The sequence below is a fragment of the Moritella sp. PE36 genome, from assembly GCF_000170855.1.
GTDB lineage: Bacteria > Pseudomonadota > Gammaproteobacteria > Enterobacterales > Moritellaceae > Moritella.
The window spans coordinates 18,264-35,548 of sequence record NZ_ABCQ01000049.1; the positions used below are offsets into that span (position 1 = coordinate 18,264).

18 protein-coding genes are annotated in these 17,285 nt (G+C 38.5%); 8 read left to right on the top strand and 10 right to left on the bottom strand.

The genetic code is table 11. The features are described from left to right. Positions 1-19: 19 nt before the first annotated feature. The 6 genes from PE36_RS19100 to fdxA all read right to left on the bottom strand — a co-directional run bounded on the left by PE36_RS19100 (position 20) and on the right by fdxA (position 4,578). Positions 20-1,408 carry an AAA family ATPase gene (locus PE36_RS19100; protein WP_157517823.1) on the bottom strand — a complete coding sequence of 463 codons (1,389 nt, stop codon included), beginning with the start codon at positions 1,406-1,408 and terminating at the stop codon, positions 20-22. Positions 1,409-1,448: 40 nt separating this feature from the next. Further along, on the bottom strand, positions 1,449-2,039 hold the full coding sequence (locus tag PE36_RS19105; RefSeq protein WP_043994838.1) for a prepilin peptidase: 591 nt from the start codon (positions 2,037-2,039) through the stop codon (positions 1,449-1,451). A gap of 1 nt (position 2,040) precedes the next feature. Further along, positions 2,041-2,178, bottom strand: coding sequence for a hypothetical protein (locus PE36_RS24465; protein WP_006033718.1), 138 nt, complete (start codon positions 2,176-2,178; stop codon positions 2,041-2,043). Positions 2,179-2,190: 12 nt separating this feature from the next. Beyond that, a complete protein-coding gene (locus PE36_RS19110) occupies positions 2,191-2,382 on the bottom strand; it encodes a Flp family type IVb pilin (RefSeq protein WP_006033720.1) in 192 nt (63 codons plus the stop codon). 107 nt (positions 2,383-2,489) lie between these two features. Beyond that, the gene (locus PE36_RS19115; RefSeq protein ID WP_006033721.1) at positions 2,490-4,028 is read right to left on the bottom strand and encodes a L,D-transpeptidase family protein; all 1,539 of its coding nucleotides are present in this window, start codon (positions 4,026-4,028) and stop codon (positions 2,490-2,492) included. A 226-nt stretch (positions 4,029-4,254) separates the two neighbouring features. Continuing rightward, positions 4,255-4,578, bottom strand: coding sequence for a ferredoxin FdxA (gene fdxA, locus PE36_RS19120; protein ID WP_006033722.1), 324 nt, complete (start codon positions 4,576-4,578; stop codon positions 4,255-4,257). A gap of 223 nt (positions 4,579-4,801) precedes the next feature. Here fdxA and PE36_RS19125 point away from each other — a divergent pair, with 223 nt between their 5' ends. After that, positions 4,802-6,418 carry an NAD(P)/FAD-dependent oxidoreductase gene (locus PE36_RS19125; protein WP_006033723.1) on the top strand — a complete coding sequence of 539 codons (1,617 nt, stop codon included), beginning with the start codon at positions 4,802-4,804 and terminating at the stop codon, positions 6,416-6,418. A 152-nt stretch (positions 6,419-6,570) separates the two neighbouring features. Here the strand turns inward: PE36_RS19125 and PE36_RS19130 are convergent, their stop codons facing one another. Then, complete coding sequence (locus tag PE36_RS19130; protein WP_006033724.1) at positions 6,571-7,674, bottom strand: phosphoribosylaminoimidazolesuccinocarboxamide synthase; 1,104 nt, start codon at positions 7,672-7,674, stop codon at positions 6,571-6,573. Positions 7,675-8,081: 407 nt separating this feature from the next. On the opposite strand from PE36_RS19130, the gene PE36_RS19135 reads away from it, so the two are divergent. From PE36_RS19135 to rnd, 5 genes are all read left to right on the top strand, one after another. Continuing rightward, positions 8,082-9,992, top strand: a complete 1,911-nt coding sequence (locus PE36_RS19135; protein ID WP_043994839.1) for an ATP-dependent DNA helicase — start codon at positions 8,082-8,084, stop codon at positions 9,990-9,992. Between the two features lie 12 nt (positions 9,993-10,004). After that, the gene (gene tsaB / locus PE36_RS19140; protein ID WP_006033726.1) at positions 10,005-10,709 is read left to right on the top strand and encodes a tRNA (adenosine(37)-N6)-threonylcarbamoyltransferase complex dimerization subunit type 1 TsaB; all 705 of its coding nucleotides are present in this window, start codon (positions 10,005-10,007) and stop codon (positions 10,707-10,709) included. A 5-nt stretch (positions 10,710-10,714) separates the two neighbouring features. Next, a complete protein-coding gene (locus PE36_RS19145; protein ID WP_006033727.1) occupies positions 10,715-11,590 on the top strand; it encodes an alpha/beta fold hydrolase in 876 nt (291 codons plus the stop codon). A 227-nt stretch (positions 11,591-11,817) separates the two neighbouring features. Then, positions 11,818-13,476, top strand: coding sequence for a long-chain-fatty-acid--CoA ligase FadD (gene fadD / locus PE36_RS19150; RefSeq protein WP_006033728.1), 1,659 nt, complete (start codon positions 11,818-11,820; stop codon positions 13,474-13,476). Between the two features lie 108 nt (positions 13,477-13,584). Further along, entirely contained in the window at positions 13,585-14,715 is a 1,131-nt protein-coding gene (gene rnd, locus PE36_RS19155) for a ribonuclease D (protein WP_006033729.1), read from the top strand. 45 nt (positions 14,716-14,760) lie between these two features. Here rnd and minE read toward each other — a convergent pair whose 3' ends face one another. From minE to minC, 3 genes are read right to left on the bottom strand one after another with little or no spacing between them, the layout of a single operon-like run. Beyond that, positions 14,761-15,024 (bottom strand): cell division topological specificity factor MinE, encoded by a 264-nt coding sequence (minE, locus tag PE36_RS19160; protein WP_006033730.1) that lies wholly within the window; start codon positions 15,022-15,024, stop codon positions 14,761-14,763. Beyond that, positions 15,025-15,834 (bottom strand): septum site-determining protein MinD, encoded by an 810-nt coding sequence (minD, locus tag PE36_RS19165; RefSeq protein WP_006033731.1) that lies wholly within the window; start codon positions 15,832-15,834, stop codon positions 15,025-15,027. Between the two features lie 15 nt (positions 15,835-15,849). Continuing rightward, on the bottom strand, positions 15,850-16,569 hold the full coding sequence (minC, locus tag PE36_RS19170) for a septum site-determining protein MinC (protein ID WP_006033732.1): 720 nt from the start codon (positions 16,567-16,569) through the stop codon (positions 15,850-15,852). A gap of 125 nt (positions 16,570-16,694) precedes the next feature. On the opposite strand from minC, the gene PE36_RS19175 reads away from it, so the two are divergent. Both PE36_RS19175 and PE36_RS19180 read left to right on the top strand, forming a co-directional pair. Next, complete coding sequence (locus PE36_RS19175; protein ID WP_006033733.1) at positions 16,695-16,973, top strand: YcgL domain-containing protein; 279 nt, start codon at positions 16,695-16,697, stop codon at positions 16,971-16,973. A 37-nt stretch (positions 16,974-17,010) separates the two neighbouring features. Continuing rightward, a partial coding sequence (locus tag PE36_RS19180; protein ID WP_006033734.1) for a lytic murein transglycosylase occupies positions 17,011-17,285 on the top strand: 275 nt, incomplete at its 3' end.

Consider the following 17,285-nt stretch of genomic DNA (forward strand, 5'->3'; position numbering starts at 1 on the left):
TTACCTACCTCTAATATTATTAGCTCTGACTAACAAAGTAGTGCTTCCATGCGATATCTATTAAGTTTTTCTCGACTTGGTTTTGGAGTTCATTAAATTTAACTTGATCACTGATGATACTGAGTAAATCGCGTGGATAGCAGGGCAGAAAAGGTTTGTTATTGCTAAAATGATATGTTTTTAACAGATAATTAAACGTTTCATCGGAACACGTTAAGTTAAAATCTTCACAAACTTTAAACCAAAGTTTTTTATAGTTATCTACTTCTAAGGGCTGAAATTCAATCTTGTATCCTAGGCGGCGTAGGAATGCTTCATCAACAAGTTCTGCCGGATTTAGGTTTGTTGAAAATAATAAAATCAGTTCGAAGGGGATTTCAAAATGCACACCGTTGGGCAAAAATAAAAAATCACGTCGTTCCTCGAGTGGTATGATCCAGCGATTAAATAATGCGAGTGGACTCATTTTTTGACGACCTAGATCATCTAATAATAAGATACCGTTGTTTGCTTTTAGCTGTATGGGTGCTTTATAAGTACGACTTGTTGCATCATAATTGACCTCTAACATGTCTTCGGTAAGTTCACCGCCGGTTACGATTAATGGACGTTGACATAAACGCCAGCGAGGGTCGTGGCCTTGATCAAGACTAATCAATGTCTCTGCAGGTGTTTCATCATCTTCTTTTGTACTGATAATGTGAACTTGAGGGTCATAAACTTGAATTATATTACCGCTTATTTCGATTGCAGAAGGAATTAACACATCATCGCCGAATAATAGGTTTAAGTTGCGGCAGAGGTAACTTTTACCAACACCTGGCATACCATAAATTAATATGGGTTTATTGGAGTTTAATGCAGGGCCAATAGCCGAGGTTAACGCTTCGGAAAACATCAAATCAGAAAATCTAGCTTGCATGCGTTGTTTAGTGATTTGCGTATTTCTACTGGTTTGCTTAAGTACAATATCAACGTATTGGGTTAATGGAACCGGAGCCACACTGCTATACCCACTCGTTTTTAACGCTTTTTCTGCTTCATTAACACCAATGTGCGATAAGGCGTAACGCATTTGTCCGCTTGCTAAGCTTTGCCTATTTTCTATTAGTGCAGATTCTTTTGCTAAATCGATAAGGATTTGTACTATGCCCCCGGATAAGGCTAATGCATCTGAAAGCTCGCGTATTGTTGCTACGTGCAGGGTATGTATGTGCTTAATGAGTAATTCTGTCAGGAGTTGAGCTGATAAGCCTGTTTCGGTAATCGTTGTCGGGCGTTTAGCAAGGTGTTCATCAGTAAGATTAGTCTGTTCTTGTGCTAAAACTATTCCAGGTAAGGGAGTATTGTCATAAGTGGATAATTCTGGGTGATTTTCTTGCTGCCCATTAATTGATTGATCCGTCATAATCATGCCCGTTGTTATTTATATGAGATTTATATGAGAGCTATATGAGACTAAAGCTTGTACCTATTTCCTCTATCACTACTTCTATCGTCCACATCAGATCGTAAATGTCGTGATTAATATAAGTAGCTAACATCCAACCGAGCATTAGCGCAGGTGCATATGGCACATTAACCCTACCGGCGTCACCTTTTTCTGGTTTAAAATATGTACCTAAATATATGCAATCGATATAACGAGACATCATCATTTTTAGACCTCGCCAACCAACCGCTTTGATGGCGATTAATATACTTGTAAAAGCGCCAAAGATAACGCCGTAAGCAATCGACCAAGTAAGGACTAAAGGACCTGCCAACGCGCCAATACCAATCATTAATTTTACGTCTCCGGCACCTAGCATTTTGAAATAATAGACCGGGATTAATATTATTATGGCAAGGGCAGCACCGGACACCGCGTCAAGTAGCCCGTCCCAACCATAAAAATAACTGTTAATTGTTATACCTAATAGTAGAGTTAATAGGCATAACAGGTTAGGGATGCGTTGATAACGAAGGTCAAAGTATAATGCTACCGTGAGCATTATAAATGATACTGTCACTGTGATTAACAACGCATATTGAGTCATATTAAATACCATTTTCTGGGGGGCTATCCAGCAACCGCTGCATTGCATCGATGGCTTCACATAAGCCTCTTATTTGACCAGCTGCGGGCGTACCAAGACTAGTAAACGCATGCCACAACCAGTCCACCGACAATGGCATGTTTAAACGTAGTTATGTACAAGTTGCAGCTGCATCGACTGCTGTACATAAAGCGCTGATTTGATTAGTTGCCGCCGTACCGAGTTCACCAAACGCGACTACCATTCCGCCTACAACTAATCCACCGGCAATGGCATACTCCACCGCAGTAAGGCCACTTTCATCTTTTATAAAATCTTGGATAAATATTGATAATTTATTCATTTTATTACTCCAATAATATTGATTTCAATTCATAGATATAGGTTAACGTATTGATTTTATTATCTTTACTACTTTACACCCCATGCTTGAGAAGCATATAGATAAAACTAGAGCACTAACTGATTATTGGCTAATATTTCTTGTGTATATTTATAAACTGTGCCTGCATTCGATTGTTTATCCTTATTATATAAGTCGTTACGCCAATTGATTTCCCCTAAGTTATCAATCCAAGCTGTTTGATAAGTGATAAAAACGGGCAATGATTGTTGCAGTCTCAGGTGTTTGGTTCCTGAATTATTTTTGCGCTGATTGATACGCAAGATGGTGAGTAAGTCGTCAGATTTTTCTAGACGAATGCAGCCGTGACTAAATGCTCTATTTTGACGTTTAAACAGATATTTAGTTGGCGTGTCATGTAGAAATATAGCGTTGTTATTTTTAATATTGAAACGGACGTTACCTAATGCATTGTTACTCCCAGGCCGCTGGACTAAACGGTATTGCTTTAACATCTCTTGCAGATTGGGTGGTACCTCTCGGTATAACGTATTTGCACCGTAACCTTTGGCTAGATAAAAATTAAGACTGTTTAACGCGGTGTGATTTTTGTTATGTAACGGCAGCAGATCGTTGTTAATAATATTACGAGTAGGTGTCCATGTAGGATTGAGGGTCACTGAGTTAACTTCTGTGATCATGATGGGCGTTTGATTACTTGGCTTACCGACAATGACTTTCATTTCCATCAGGGCCTCCCCCTTATCTATAAGCCTTAAATCAAACGCAGGAATATTTACCATGATATATTTCGTTGGCGGGATACGGGGTAAGGAAAGCCATCGCCACAAATTAATTTGAAGTTTGTTTATGCGAGAGTCTATATTTTGATTTAATGCATTTTTTGTCGTCGCGTTAAGCCTACCTGTCGGTTTTAAACCATTACGTCGTTGAAAATGCTTTAAACCGTTAATTATACTTTGGTCGAATATATGCAATCTGTGCTTGGATGTAGACACCGTTCGCAAATCATTGAAGGTAATTAATTTTTTTCTAAGTATCTTAACTTCTGCATGACCTTGGCCTAACTGCGGATTAAACGAGTCTGTAAGCTTTGGCCATGCAATATTCTTTATGCCCTTATATTTGTTAATAGCCTGCCTTAAGCGAATAACGGCGTTAAATTGCGGCATTGCCGAGTCTATATAGGCAGGAAGGGTATCGTTAATAAGCGCAGTTCTAAAATCATCAGGGTTATTAGCAGCAGACTTTAATTGATTACCATATGATTGGGAGGCTATGTGATAAAGCTCAAGGGTCAGCGCTTTATCTGTAGCATCAATGTTTGCCATTTCATCCTGAGTGAGAATCGGGTGTTCTCTAATGCCTAGGTCAGCTAATAAACTCAATAACGTAAGGCCAGAAAGATTTAGATATTTATGATCAAAAAACAGCCGCTTATCTTTATTCGTGTTTTTTAGCTCGTCGTATAGCTGTACTTTCTCTAGATGTACTTTATCTAGAGCTTCTTTATCTAAATGTAGGTTACCGTTTGCATAGGTGTGAGTAGGGGAGATGATAACTAATAAGACAATCGACATTATCTTAATGATAACGTTCGTCATTGAATTTTTCTCATTACACATCAGTCTATCCTTAGATTACTTTTAAAGCAGAACTAAATAATAGTTAATCTTTTAAGTCTAGATGTGAATTTATTTAACGAGAGGTTGAGTAGATGTTAACATTTTCAAAGTTAAAGACGGTGAACTTGCAGGTTATTAAGTGGGAGTTCATTTGGGGGAATGCTGAACTCTCCACTGCGGTGCATTTTTCATTAATATAAACGGTTTAATATGAGAGTAGTTAAGACTAACGCTCTAATAAAGATAGTTTATTTTCTACACCATCCCAGTCGTCTGCATCTGCTGGTGGCTCGCATTTCTCTGTAATAACAGGCCATAGTTCAGAGAGCTCTTCATTTATTTCAATAAATACTTGTTGATCTTCAGGCACTTCATCTTCTTGGTAAATTGCATCGACAGGACATTCTGGCACGCAAAGTCCACAATCAATACAGGCTATCGGATCTATGACAAGGAAGTTTGGTCCTTCATGAAAGGCATCGGCAGGGCATACAGGGACACAATCACCATGTTTACATTTAATACAGTTTTCGGTTACGACAAAAGCCATGATGCTTGTTCCTCAATTTTCAAAGTGCAGGCATTATACGTAAGCACGACCTAAAAGCAATTAACATCCTATGTAGATTGAAAAAGAGGCATGAAAAACAACCTAGTTTCAAATAATAAAATGCATATCTCGTCATAATAACGTAAAATACTCGCCCTAAGATTTTAGTTTTCTGGCTAGTGCTCTAACAGCGCGATGCACTTTGATATTTGGATAATTTTCTATGTTACGTTTAACCGATGTAAAACTTCCGCTAGATCATGATGATCAAGCTATTAATGAATATATTTTACAGAGATTGTCACTGCAACCTGAACAATTGAGTGAATATACTGTTTTTCGTCGTGGTTATGATGCACGTAAACGTGATGTGATTATCTTAATGTATACATTAGATATTACGTTGGCTGATAGCGTAGATGAGCAAACGCTGCTGGCTAAGTTTGAAAAAGATCAGCATGTTCGAATGACGCCTGATATGGAATACAAATTTGTTGCTGAAAAAACAGAAGAACTAGAGCATCGTCCTGTTGTGATTGGCTTTGGTCCATGTGGTTTATTTACAGCGTTAATCCTTGCGCAAATGGGATTAAAACCAATTGTTCTCGAACGTGGTAAAGAAGTCCGTGAAAGAACAAAAGATACATTCGGATTTTGGCGTAAACGTGTTTTAAATCCAGAATCGAATGTTCAGTTTGGTGAAGGTGGCGCGGGTACATTCTCTGACGGTAAATTGTATAGCCAAGTAAAAGATCCAAAATTTCATGCGCGTAAGATTTTAACTGAATTTGTTAAAGCAGGCGCACCTGAAGAGATCATGTTCTTAAGTAAGCCACATATTGGCACATTTAAGCTGGTTACTATGATTGAGCGTATGCGTAAAGATATCATTGCGCTTGGCGGTGAAATTCGTTTTAGTGCCCGTGTCGATGATATTTTAATTGAAAATGGTCAAGTTACTGGTGTTGAACTTGCCGGTGGCGAGATTATCGAAACAAATCATATCTCTCTGGCTATTGGTCACAGTGCGCGTGATACATTTGAAATGCTACAAAAACGTGGCGTTTATCTAGAGGCTAAGCCTTTCTCAATTGGTTTCCGTATTGAACACAAGCAGTCAGCCATTGATGACGCGCGTTTTGGTAAAAATGCCGGTAACCCACTACTCGGTTCTGCGGATTATAAACTTGTTCATCATTGTAAGAATGGTCGTTCGGTTTATAGCTTCTGTATGTGTCCCGGCGGTACTGTTGTTGCAGCCGCGTCAGAAGAAGGTTGTTTGGTAACAAATGGCATGAGCCAATACTCGCGTAATGAAATGAATGCGAATAGCGCTATTGTTGTTGGTATTACGCCTGAAGATTTCCCAGGTAACCCATTAGCGGGTATTGATTTACAACGTAAATGGGAACAGAACGCTTTCGTTATTGGTGGTAGTAACTACGATGCACCTGGACAAACAGTAGGCGATTTCCTTACTGGTCATGGCGAAGGTGAATTTGGTGATGTTGTGCCATCATACAAGCCTGGACTTAAGTTTACTGACTTAAGTAAAACACTGCCTCCTTTTGCTATTGCCGCTATCCGTGAAGCGATACCAGCTTTTGAAAAGAAAATTAAAGGTTTCTCTGCCAAAGATGCCACACTAACGGGCGTAGAAACGCGTACATCATCGCCTGTAAGCATTAAACGTGGTCGTGATTTCCAAAGTATCAACACGAAAGGGTTGTACCCTGCCGGTGAAGGTGCTGGTTATGCTGGTGGCATTTTATCTGCTGGTATTGATGGTATTAAAGTGGCTGAAGCAATGGCGCTTTCTATGCTTGGAAAAGACGCTTAATCTATTATGTTGTTACAGTATTAAGTATTAAGTATTAAGTATTAAGTAACAAGTAATAGAACCTGAGTAATAAAAAAGGAGAGTCTACTTTTTAATAGTAAGTAGCTCTCCTTTATTCGTTTTAATCAATATGCGATTGATACACTGTGGTATTAGTCGATAAGGTTATAATCGTTACGTAAGATCTCGATTATTTCAGCTTTCGGATTATCAGATAAAATAATCTTTTCGCCAGTGATCTTCTCTGCAATATTTAAGTAAGTTTCAGAAACAGACATCAAAACGGATGTTGGTAATACATTATGCTTAGCAAGTGCTAAACGTTCTTCCATTCTGTTTTTATTGAGTAAAATATCGGGTTCAGGGAAGTAGTTAAGTAATAACTGACGGAAACCTTCTTTTGAGTTTTCAACCACTTTACCATCGCGGAAAGCTGCTGCATCCCAAATACGTGATGAGTCAGGCGTACCCACTTCATCCATATAGATAAGCTTGTCTTGACCTTTACTGTCTGTTACATAGCCAAATTCGAATTTAGTATCGACAAATACTTGATCAACATCCGCTAATGCATCACTGATTACGTTAAAGCCTTCTTTTAGTAACTTTTCGTAGTAAGTAATATCATCAGGAGATTTGAAGTTAAATGCTTCGTAGTTATCTGAAATGTTTTTGCGAGTGATGTTAACATCATCGACGGCTGGTACACCTGGAATGCCTTCTAAAATACCTTTAGTCGACGGTGTAATGAGTAGTTCTGGTAGCTTTTGGTCTTTAGTTAAACCTTCTGGTAGTTCGATGCCACAGAAGTTACGCTCGCCTTTACTATAAGCACGCCACATAGAACCCGTGATGTATTGACGGCAAATCGCTTCAATCATTACTGGTCTGGCTTTTTGAACGATCCAAATGAATGGGTGAGGGATATCAAGAATATGGCTGTCAGCTAAACCATTTTCACGGAAAGACTTAAACCAATGGTTTGAAATTGCGTTTAACGCAGCACCTTTCCCTGGTACACCGCGCATGCCATCTTCACCATGCCAAATACATTCAAACGCAGAAATACGGTCACTAATAACCATAATTGCAAGTGGTGCATCAGCCGCTACATCGTAACCTTTTTCTTCGATTAGGCGACGACTATCAGTTTCAGTTAGCCAGTAAACAGAACGCACTTTACCGCTGTGGACAGGTTTATCTGTACGGATCGGTAAATCATTGTTTACAGCTAATACTTTATCAGCAAGACTCATTGTTAACTATCCTTATAGAGTTTAATCTTATACCTAAGTAACTTGGAAGAGTTTCTTTCAATTTCCGTGAAGGCTCTTCCAAGTTACTTTGGACTAATTTAGCTAGATTCGAGGTGTTGCTGTCGATTTGACGGCGATTTTAGCAGATGTGGAGAGTGATGCCACTATTACTGATTAATTTTGTTAAAAAGAACAACCTATATCCCCAAACTATTTCAACATGCCATATCAGAGACTCGCTGGGATATCAGCACAAGGTACAATATGCAGATAATGTATTAGCGTGATCGTTTTTAAAATAGGGTCGAAAAACAACCATAAACTCAGTTTTATAAAACATCAATTTGATTATTGTGACCAGTGATGATATTAAATGCTGTCTTATAAAACTATATGGAAACTTGTTTGTGATAGAGCAATATTTTTTATCGGGTGGCGCTTTGGCCAAGGTCATCGATGGCTATACAGCTCGTCAACCACAAATAGATATGGCAAAAGCCATTAATTCAGTGATCACAAGCAAGGGGAATTTAATTGTTGAAGCTGAAACAGGGACTGGTAAAACGTTTGCCTATCTAATACCAGCATTGATTAATGATAAAACAACCATTATCAGTACGGGTAGTAAGAATCTTCAAGAGCAATTATTCAATCGCGATCTGCCCTTTATTATTGATGCGTTAAACAGCAAAGCCAAAACTGCGTTGCTTAAAGGTCGAAGTAACTACCTGTGTACCGAACGTTTAACGCGGTTAGGGCGAGAAACGCAGTATCAAAATCAGACAATATTAAGTGACTATGTCAAAGTAAAGGGTTGGTCCAATATCACCATTAGTGGTGACATGAGTTCAGTGCCAGGACTTAAAGACGACGCCGAGATTTTACCCTTAGTCACCTCCACGAATGATAATTGCTTAGGACGAGATTGTCCTGATTATGACGATTGTTTTTTAGTCAAAGCCCGCCGGAAGGCACTTGACGCGGATATAGTGGTTGTTAATCACCATTTATATTTTGCTGATTTGAATGTTAAAGATTCAGGGTTTGGTCGATTATTACCAGACGCCGATGTGATTGTTTTTGATGAAGCCCACCAAGTACCTGATATTGCTTCAGCGTATTTTGGTAAAAGTATCACCAGTAAACAGATACAAGCGCTATGTAAAGACGTGCAGTATTTGGGGCGAACTGACCTTAAGGACTCAATACAAGTAACCAAAGCCGCAAATGGTTTAGCAAATGCGACGCAAGATTTAAGATTGAGTTTTTCGATGGAATCTGGCCGCGGAAATTGGCGGCATTTATTCAATCAACAAGCGGTAATGAAAACGATTATACGTTTTCAAGATCAACTCGACTTCATATATGAAGTGATCAAGCTTAATCTTGGTAGAACGGAACTTGTCGATCAATGCTTCGATCGTGTTGTGGAGATTAAAGCAACATTTCAACAAATAATGGCGGTTAATAATACCGGCGAGAGCTATTGGTACGAATGCACTAAACGAAACTTTACTTTAAATATAACGCCACTTAATATTGCAGAACGCTTCAGCGCTGAACAGGCAAAAAGTAAATCGGCCTGGATCTTTACTTCTGCGACATTAGCTGTCGATAATTGTTTCTCACATTACCGCCAACAAATGGGATTAGCTGATGCCAAAGAGTTAATTCTAGCAAGTCCTTTTGATTATCAAAAGCAGGCAATATTGTGTGTACCGCGTAATATACCTGAGCCCAATGATCCAAATATTGCCCGTATACTGGTTGAAAAATTAGCGCCAATTATTATAGCTAATAAAGGTCGTTGTTTTTTCCTATGTACAAGTCATTACATGATTAGACAAGTAGCAAGTTTATTACAACAACAGCTGACTATGCCGATTTTTGTTCAAGGACAAGATAATAAACAAGTGTTACTCGACCAATTTATTGCGCACGGTAATGCATTACTTATTGGAACATACTCGTTCTGGGAAGGCATCGATGTACGCGGACAAACCTTAAGCTGTGTTATTATTGATAAATTGCCTTTTGCATCACCCGATGATCCTCTTTTACAAGCGCGTATCGAAGATTGCCAACGTAAAGGTGAAGACCCTTTTTCTGCTTTGCAAATACCAAAAGCAGTCATTAATTTAAAGCAAGGGGTAGGGCGTTTAATCCGTGATGTCAAAGATACGGGATGTGTTATTATTTGTGATACACGTATCGTCTCTCGTGGATATGGCGCTACGTTTATCAATAGCTTACCTGATATGCCACGAACCCGAGATATAAATAGCGTTTTATCTTTTATTAAGAAAACTAACAATTAGAAAGTGAATTTTATGAGTAATATTTTAGCACTAGATACATCAACAGAAAATTGTTCTGCCGCACTGAGTATTAACGGTGAGATATTAGTAAGAGAGTTTGTAAGTCCACGTGAACACACTAAGCGAATCTTACCCATGGTTGATAGCTTATTGTCTGAAGCGGGCATTAAGTTGACAGATTTAGATGCACTTGCATTTGGTCGCGGACCGGGCAGTTTTACCGGTGTTCGTATTGGTACTGGTATTGCACAAGGGCTCGCTTTTGGTGCTGATTTACCTATGTTACCAGTGTCTACATTGGCGATAATGGCGCAAGGTGCACATCGATTACATAATGCAACCGATGTTTTACCGGCTATTGATGCGCGAATGGGCGAAATATACTTTGCTCAATACCAGCTTAATGATGCCGGTATAATGACGTTAGTTGGCAATGAAATGGTTATTACCGCTGCTAAATTAGTGGCTAATTTCAACCAACCAGAGCGCGAGTTTTATACGCTTGGTACCGGTTGGGAAACGTACGCAGAACAACTTGCTGGATTAAATGTATCGCAACTCACTGCATGTGAAGGTATTCAGTTTCCAATATCACACGATATGATCGCGATTGCGACAGCTGATTTTGCAAACGGTAAAGCCGTTGCAGTCGAAGATGCTATGCCTGTTTATGTTCGAGATACTGTCACTTGGAAGAAGCTACCAGGTAGAGCATAACAATAATGAATGATTTTAACATGGAGGTTAACGGCAATATTATTGCTGGTTTACAATATGGAGACAGGTCTAAACCCGTGCTACTTGCTGTACACGGCTGGTTAGATAATGCGGCCAGTTTTATCCCGCTCGCTGAAGCGTTAAAAGACAGTTTGGACGATGGTTCTCTACCCTATCAATTAATTGCGATAGATTTACCTGGTCATGGACTTTCTACCCATAAAACTGGGCATTACAATTTTATTGAATGGGTCGATGATTTATATCAGATTATTAAATCTCAACGTTGGGGCCCTGTCACTATTATAGGTCATTCGATGGGGGCTATGATCTGTTCTATTCTCGCCGCTACTTTTCCAGAGTTAGTAACACGTGTTGTATTAATTGAAGGCTTGGGTGCTATTTCAGCAGAAGCAGAGCAAACTGTGAACCTATTACGTAAAGGAATAGAGAGTCGGGCGATTTACAATAAAAACAGCAACCAAAGTATGAGCCGTAAAAATAATGCTTTAACGTTGGAAAAGATCGTGAAAGCGCGCTGTCTCGTTTCAGATTTAAATGAAGAACATGCAAAATTGATTTGTAACAGAAATTTAACCATTAAAGATAATGGTGTTAGTTTTTGTTCTGACCCTAAGCTGAAGGTTCGATCTTTAGTGCGTTTGACAGAATCCCAAGTGATTAATATTTTATCTTCTATATCAACGACATGCTTGATTATTGTTGGGGGTAAAGGATTTCCTTTAATTGCCAAGGCTTTAAAATTAGAACTATTTTGTAAAGACAATTTTAAAACGATGACATTGCCTGGCGGGCATCACGTTCATATGGATAATGCCGCCGAAACCGCAAGTGCTATCGTTAAATTTGTTAATAATTAACTATAATGATTTATTTAACAGCTGAAAATAATATTTTTGTCATCTAATTCTAAATTATGAAGCTTTAAATAAACGCCTAATATCGATATTTCATTTGTTAATTGAGTGTTAATCAATTAAGATCCGTTCACAATAAATAATTTCATCAATAGCGATTAATTATTAAGGGATTAATAATAAAGTCATTGTGTTGTTAAATTAAAAAGTTAAATAAAAGGAGTGTTAAGGTGGAAAAGGTTTGGTTAAAGAGATACCCGGAAAATGTTCCCGCAGAAATTGACTTTGGTTCATTTCGTTCTTTAAACGATATATTCGATCAGACAGTTCAAAACTATGCAAACAAACCTGCATACGTAAATATGGGCTGTTCATTAACTTATGGCGAAATCGATGAGAAATCTCGCGCTTTCGCAGCTTACCTTCAAAACGAGCTTAAATTAACGAAAGGCGACCGTGTCGCGTTAATGATGCCAAACTTACTGCAATACCCAATCGCGTTGTTTGGTGCATTACGTGCAGGTATGGTTATTGTTAATGTTAATCCTTTATACACACCGCGTGAGTTGAAGCATCAGTTAAATGATTCAGGTGCAAAAGTCATCGTTATTATTTCAAACTTCGCTAGTGTGTTAGAAAAAGTAATTAAAGATACAGCTGTTGAGCACGTAATCTTAACGCAATTAGGTGATCTATTCTCTCCAGTCAAAGGCGCTATCACCAACTTAGTCGTTAAGTATGTGAAGAAAATGGTACCTAAATTTAGTCTACCAAATTCAGTTCCATTCAACCGTGTATTAAGTAAAGGTCGTTCATTACCCTTTGCCAAAGTTGAAACTGGCTTTGATGATATTGCGTTCCTCCAGTATACCGGTGGCACAACGGGTGTATCAAAAGGTGCAGTTTTAACGCACAAAAATATGCTTGCTAACGTATTACAGGCACAAGGTGCATACGGTAGTATTATAGACCCTGGTAAAGAAACCGTTATTACGGCCTTGCCGCTGTACCATGTATTTGCATTAACAGTGAATGGTTTGTTGTTCTTCTTAGGAGGTGGTAAAAATATTCTTATTACCAATCCTCGTGATCTTCCTGCGTTAATCAAAGAAATTGACGACCATAAACCAACTGCGATTACAGGTGTAAATACCTTGTTTAATGCGCTTGTAAATGATGAAACATTCGCAAAGATTGATTTTTCTGCATTGAAACTTTCAGTTGGCGGCGGTATGGCTGTTCAACGTTCTGTCGCTGAAAAGTGGAAGAAGATCACAGGCAATCACTTACTTGAAGGTTATGGTTTAACGGAATGTTCACCACTTGTAACAGTAAACCCTTACGATTTGCATGAATATAATGGTTCTATTGGCCTACCTGTGTCATCAACAGAAGTTCGTATTATTGATGATGAAGGTGGTGTATTAACAAAACCTGGTGCTGTACGCGAAATGCAAGTACGTGGTCCTCACGTTATGCAAGGCTATTGGCAGCGTCCACAAGACACAGCTGAAGTGATTACTGCTGATGGCTGGTTAAACACGGGTGATATCGCTCGTATGGATGAAGTTGGTTTCTTCTACGTTGTTGACCGTAAAAAAGATATGATCCTTGTTTCTGGCTTTAACGTGTTCCCTAACGAAATCGAAGATGTACTAACGTTAAACGACAACATTCTTGAAGCTGCAGCTATTGGTGTGCCTCACGAATCATCAGGCGAGACAGTTAAGATATTTGTTGTTAAAAAAGGTGAGATTTCGAAAGAAGAAATCATTGCTCATTGTCGTGAACATCTTACTGCTTATAAGATCCCACGTATTATCGAGTTCCGCGATGAATTACCAAAGAGTAATGTTGGTAAAATATTACGTCGAGAATTGCGTGATTAATGATTTATCTAATTTAAAGTCATAAAACACTTATAATTAGTACTATATTTCGTTAAAATTAAGCCACTTTCTAAATTGTAAGAAAGTGGCTTTTTTTTGAGGTTATAAGTGGAATATATTTTAGTTGAAGATCAAATCACATTGCAGAAAATGATAGCTCAATGTGCAGAAGTTGAAGTGTTAGCAATCGACACTGAATTTATCAGACAGCGTACTTATTACCCCATTCTTGGATTGTTTCAGCTCTATACAGGCACCGAGACTTATTTAGTCGATCCACTTGCCGTCGAAGACCTCAGTTCATTATGGCAACTTCTTGATCGCCACCCTGTCGTTCTTCACGCATGTTCTGAAGATCTCGATGTATTCATGACAGTGGCAAATAAATTCCCAGACTTTTTCCATGATACCCAAATCGCTGCGGCATTTTGTGGTCTCGGCTCTTCTCTTGGCTTTGGTGGTTTAGTTGCAGAGTACCAAAAAATCACTCTGGATAAAGGCGAATCACGTTCTAATTGGTTGGCTCGCCCATTAACAGAGAAGCAATTAAGCTATGCCGCCGCTGACGTTTATCATTTATTACCATGCTGGAATGAATTAGAAGCGAAACTTAACGAGCTCGGGTATTACGATTATTACTTACAAGAGTTAGATAATTTACGCCGTCGTAAAATGCAAAAGAAAAATCCTAAAACGGTATATAAGCAATTCAAAAACGCATCCTTCTTGTCTCCTCGTCAACTTGCAACTTTACAAGTGTTAGGTGAATGGCGTGAAAATAATGCTGTTAATCGTGATATGGCAGTAAACTTTGTTGTCAAAGAAGCACACATTCTTGAAGTAGCAAAACAGCAGCCAAAATCATTACGAGATTTAAATAAGCTTGAGTTATTACCAATAGAAATAAAACGCCATGGTAAACAAATAATTGAAATGGTAAAACAAGTTGAGTTACTTTCTGATGATCAGTTACCGGAACCATTGACACGTATTTCTGACTACCCTGGTTATAAAAAGATTGTCCAGTCGATACGAAATAAAATTGCGGTTGTCGCTGAGGATAAAAATATTCCAGCCGAATTAATTGGCTCAAAGAAAATTATTAATGAGCTATTAAATTGGTGTTGGAAATTAACAGCTGAAGAGCGCGAAGTAGGGGATAAACCGATTATGTTATGTAATTGGCGTGCAGAACTTATTGGCAACACTATTTTTGAAAGTTTAATGGCAAATAAATAAAAATTAAGCAAGTGCGGATTATTTGAAGCACTTGCTTAACTCTTTTTATTTTTCAGAAAGAGTCACGTTCAATTCTAACACAGAAAGGTTGTTGTCTTTTTGGTCAAGTTTAACATGAACTTGGTCAGAGGTGATTGCAACATATTTTTTAATCACTTCAAGTATATCTAGTTTCAACTGTGGCAAATAATCTGGAGTATTGTCACGTAAACTACGTTCATGCGCAATGATGATCTGTAAACGATCTTTTGCTAGATTTGCTGAACTTGTATCTGGTTTAGACGAACGAAAATAATCAAGTAACGACATTTAACCTCCAAAGATTCTGCTTAAAAAGCCTTTTTTTTCTACTTCAAGAAAGCGAAATTCGCGCTCTTCACCAAGAATCCGAGCAACGGTGTCAGCATATGCTTGTCCAGCATCACTTTCTGTATCTAGAATCACAGGTCGACCATTGTTTGACGCTTTAAGTACTGCACTTGATTCCGGAATTACACCTGCAAGTGGTATCGCCAAAATTTCAGTAATATCCTCAACACTCAGCATATCACCACGTTCTACACGCTCTGGAACATAGCGTGTAATGAGCAGGTGCTCTTTAATCGGTTCAAGAGCGAGTTCAGCACGACGTGAACGGCTTTGCAGCATGCCGATGATACGGTCTGAATCACGCACTGACGATACTTCAGGGTTTGTTGTGATAATAGCAATGTCTGCGAAGTATAATGCCATCATCGCACCTGCTTCGATACCTGCAGGCGAATCACACACGATATAATCATGATTTTCGGCCAGCTGTTCTAAAACCTTACCCACACCTTCTTTTGTTAGTGCATCTTTGTCACGTGTTTGTGACGCTGGTAGGATATTAAGCTTATCTACATGCTTATCTTTGATTAATGCTTGGGATAGGTTTGCTTCACCATTGATCACATTAACGAAGTCATAAACTACACGGCGTTCACACCCCATGATTAAGTCTAGATTACGTAGACCGATATCAAAATCGATAACAACAGTTCTTTTCCCTTGTAGTGCGAGCCCAGTAGCAATTGCAGCGCTGGTAGTTGTTTTACCTACACCACCTTTACCCGATGTGACAACAATAATTTCAGCCATTTTAATTCCTTGAATTTAATCGAACTTTGTAATTTCTAATTTGTTATTGATACAATTAATTTGTGCTTGAGCATTTATGAATTCAGCCTGGACTGCATCACTTAAAATGTAAGTACCATTTATGGACAGTAACTCAGGGTCTAATTTATTACAAAATATTTGTGCACTTTCATCACCTTTAGCGCCCGCGATTGCTCTGCCACGTAATGCGCCATAGATATGAATTGAACCGTCTGCGATCACTTCTGCCCCTGCACTTATATTACCGAGTACTGTTAATGAAGCATTCTGAGCGTAGACTTGTTGACCTGAACGTATCTGTCCTTTATGAACTATGGTCTTTGTTATCGATTTTTCAACAATTACAGTCTGAACTTCTGGTTTTATATCTGCAGCCGGCACTAATTTAGTTGCTGTATTTTTAGCCGTATTTGAAATAACGGAAAGACCAGACTCTCGAACTGCGAGTTTTTGTTCCGCAGTCTGGCAACCTTCGATACCAACGAGGTTCATCCCATTTTGAGTGATAATTTGTTGAATGGCCTTAAAATCGATATTTTCAACAAGGTTGGAAACATTAACCACCACGGGAGCAGATTTAAAAAATGCGGGTGCTTGGCCTACTTTGTCGGCAATAAAGGTGTGCAGATTAGCCATAGCCGCGTCATTTTCGATATGAATCACCGAAAGTGTAAAACTTGTCCCTTTAAATTTTATCGACTGTTCTGCCATCATTTTTTCCTGGTTGCTTAGTTTTTATGCCTGTTTCAGCATTTATCGTTATAGCACTTAGATAAATCATTATGCCATGTTATATTTTACTCGTAAAATAGGCAAGTTCATAACTTAAGAGAAAAACAATGCTTTGTTCAATTTATAAGACAAATAAAAAAGAAGGGATGTATTTATTTATATCTCGTCGTGAAGATTTTAGCCAAATTCCAGAAACTTTATTAGGAATGTTCGGTCAACCTAAGTTAGTTGTGACGATGAATTTGACAGAAAAACGAACGTTGGCTTTTGCTAATACAAAAAAAGTATTAGCAAATTTAACATCGGAAGGATTTTATCTGCAAATGCCGCCACCACCAATCGATCATTTAGTAGAGTATAAAAAATGGCGTGATAGCAATAAATAGACGAAATGCTATTTGAACGTCGTTATAAGGAGATAAAATGAAATTAGCAGGATTAGTATTATTCGCTTTAAGTTCTTCAGTTGTATCAGCTAAACCGACATTTGATGAGTATTTATCTACCTTACGTACAGAGTCAGAAACACTTGGATTGAGTTCGGATACGCTTGATGACGCGTTTGCTTCTATCCAATACCGTAAAAAAAGCATTGTGCATGATAAAGCGCAACCAGAGCGTCAAAAAATTACGCTCGATGCATACATTCCCAGAGCTGTTCCTGAGTGGAAAATAGCGAAAGCACGTAGGTTATACGA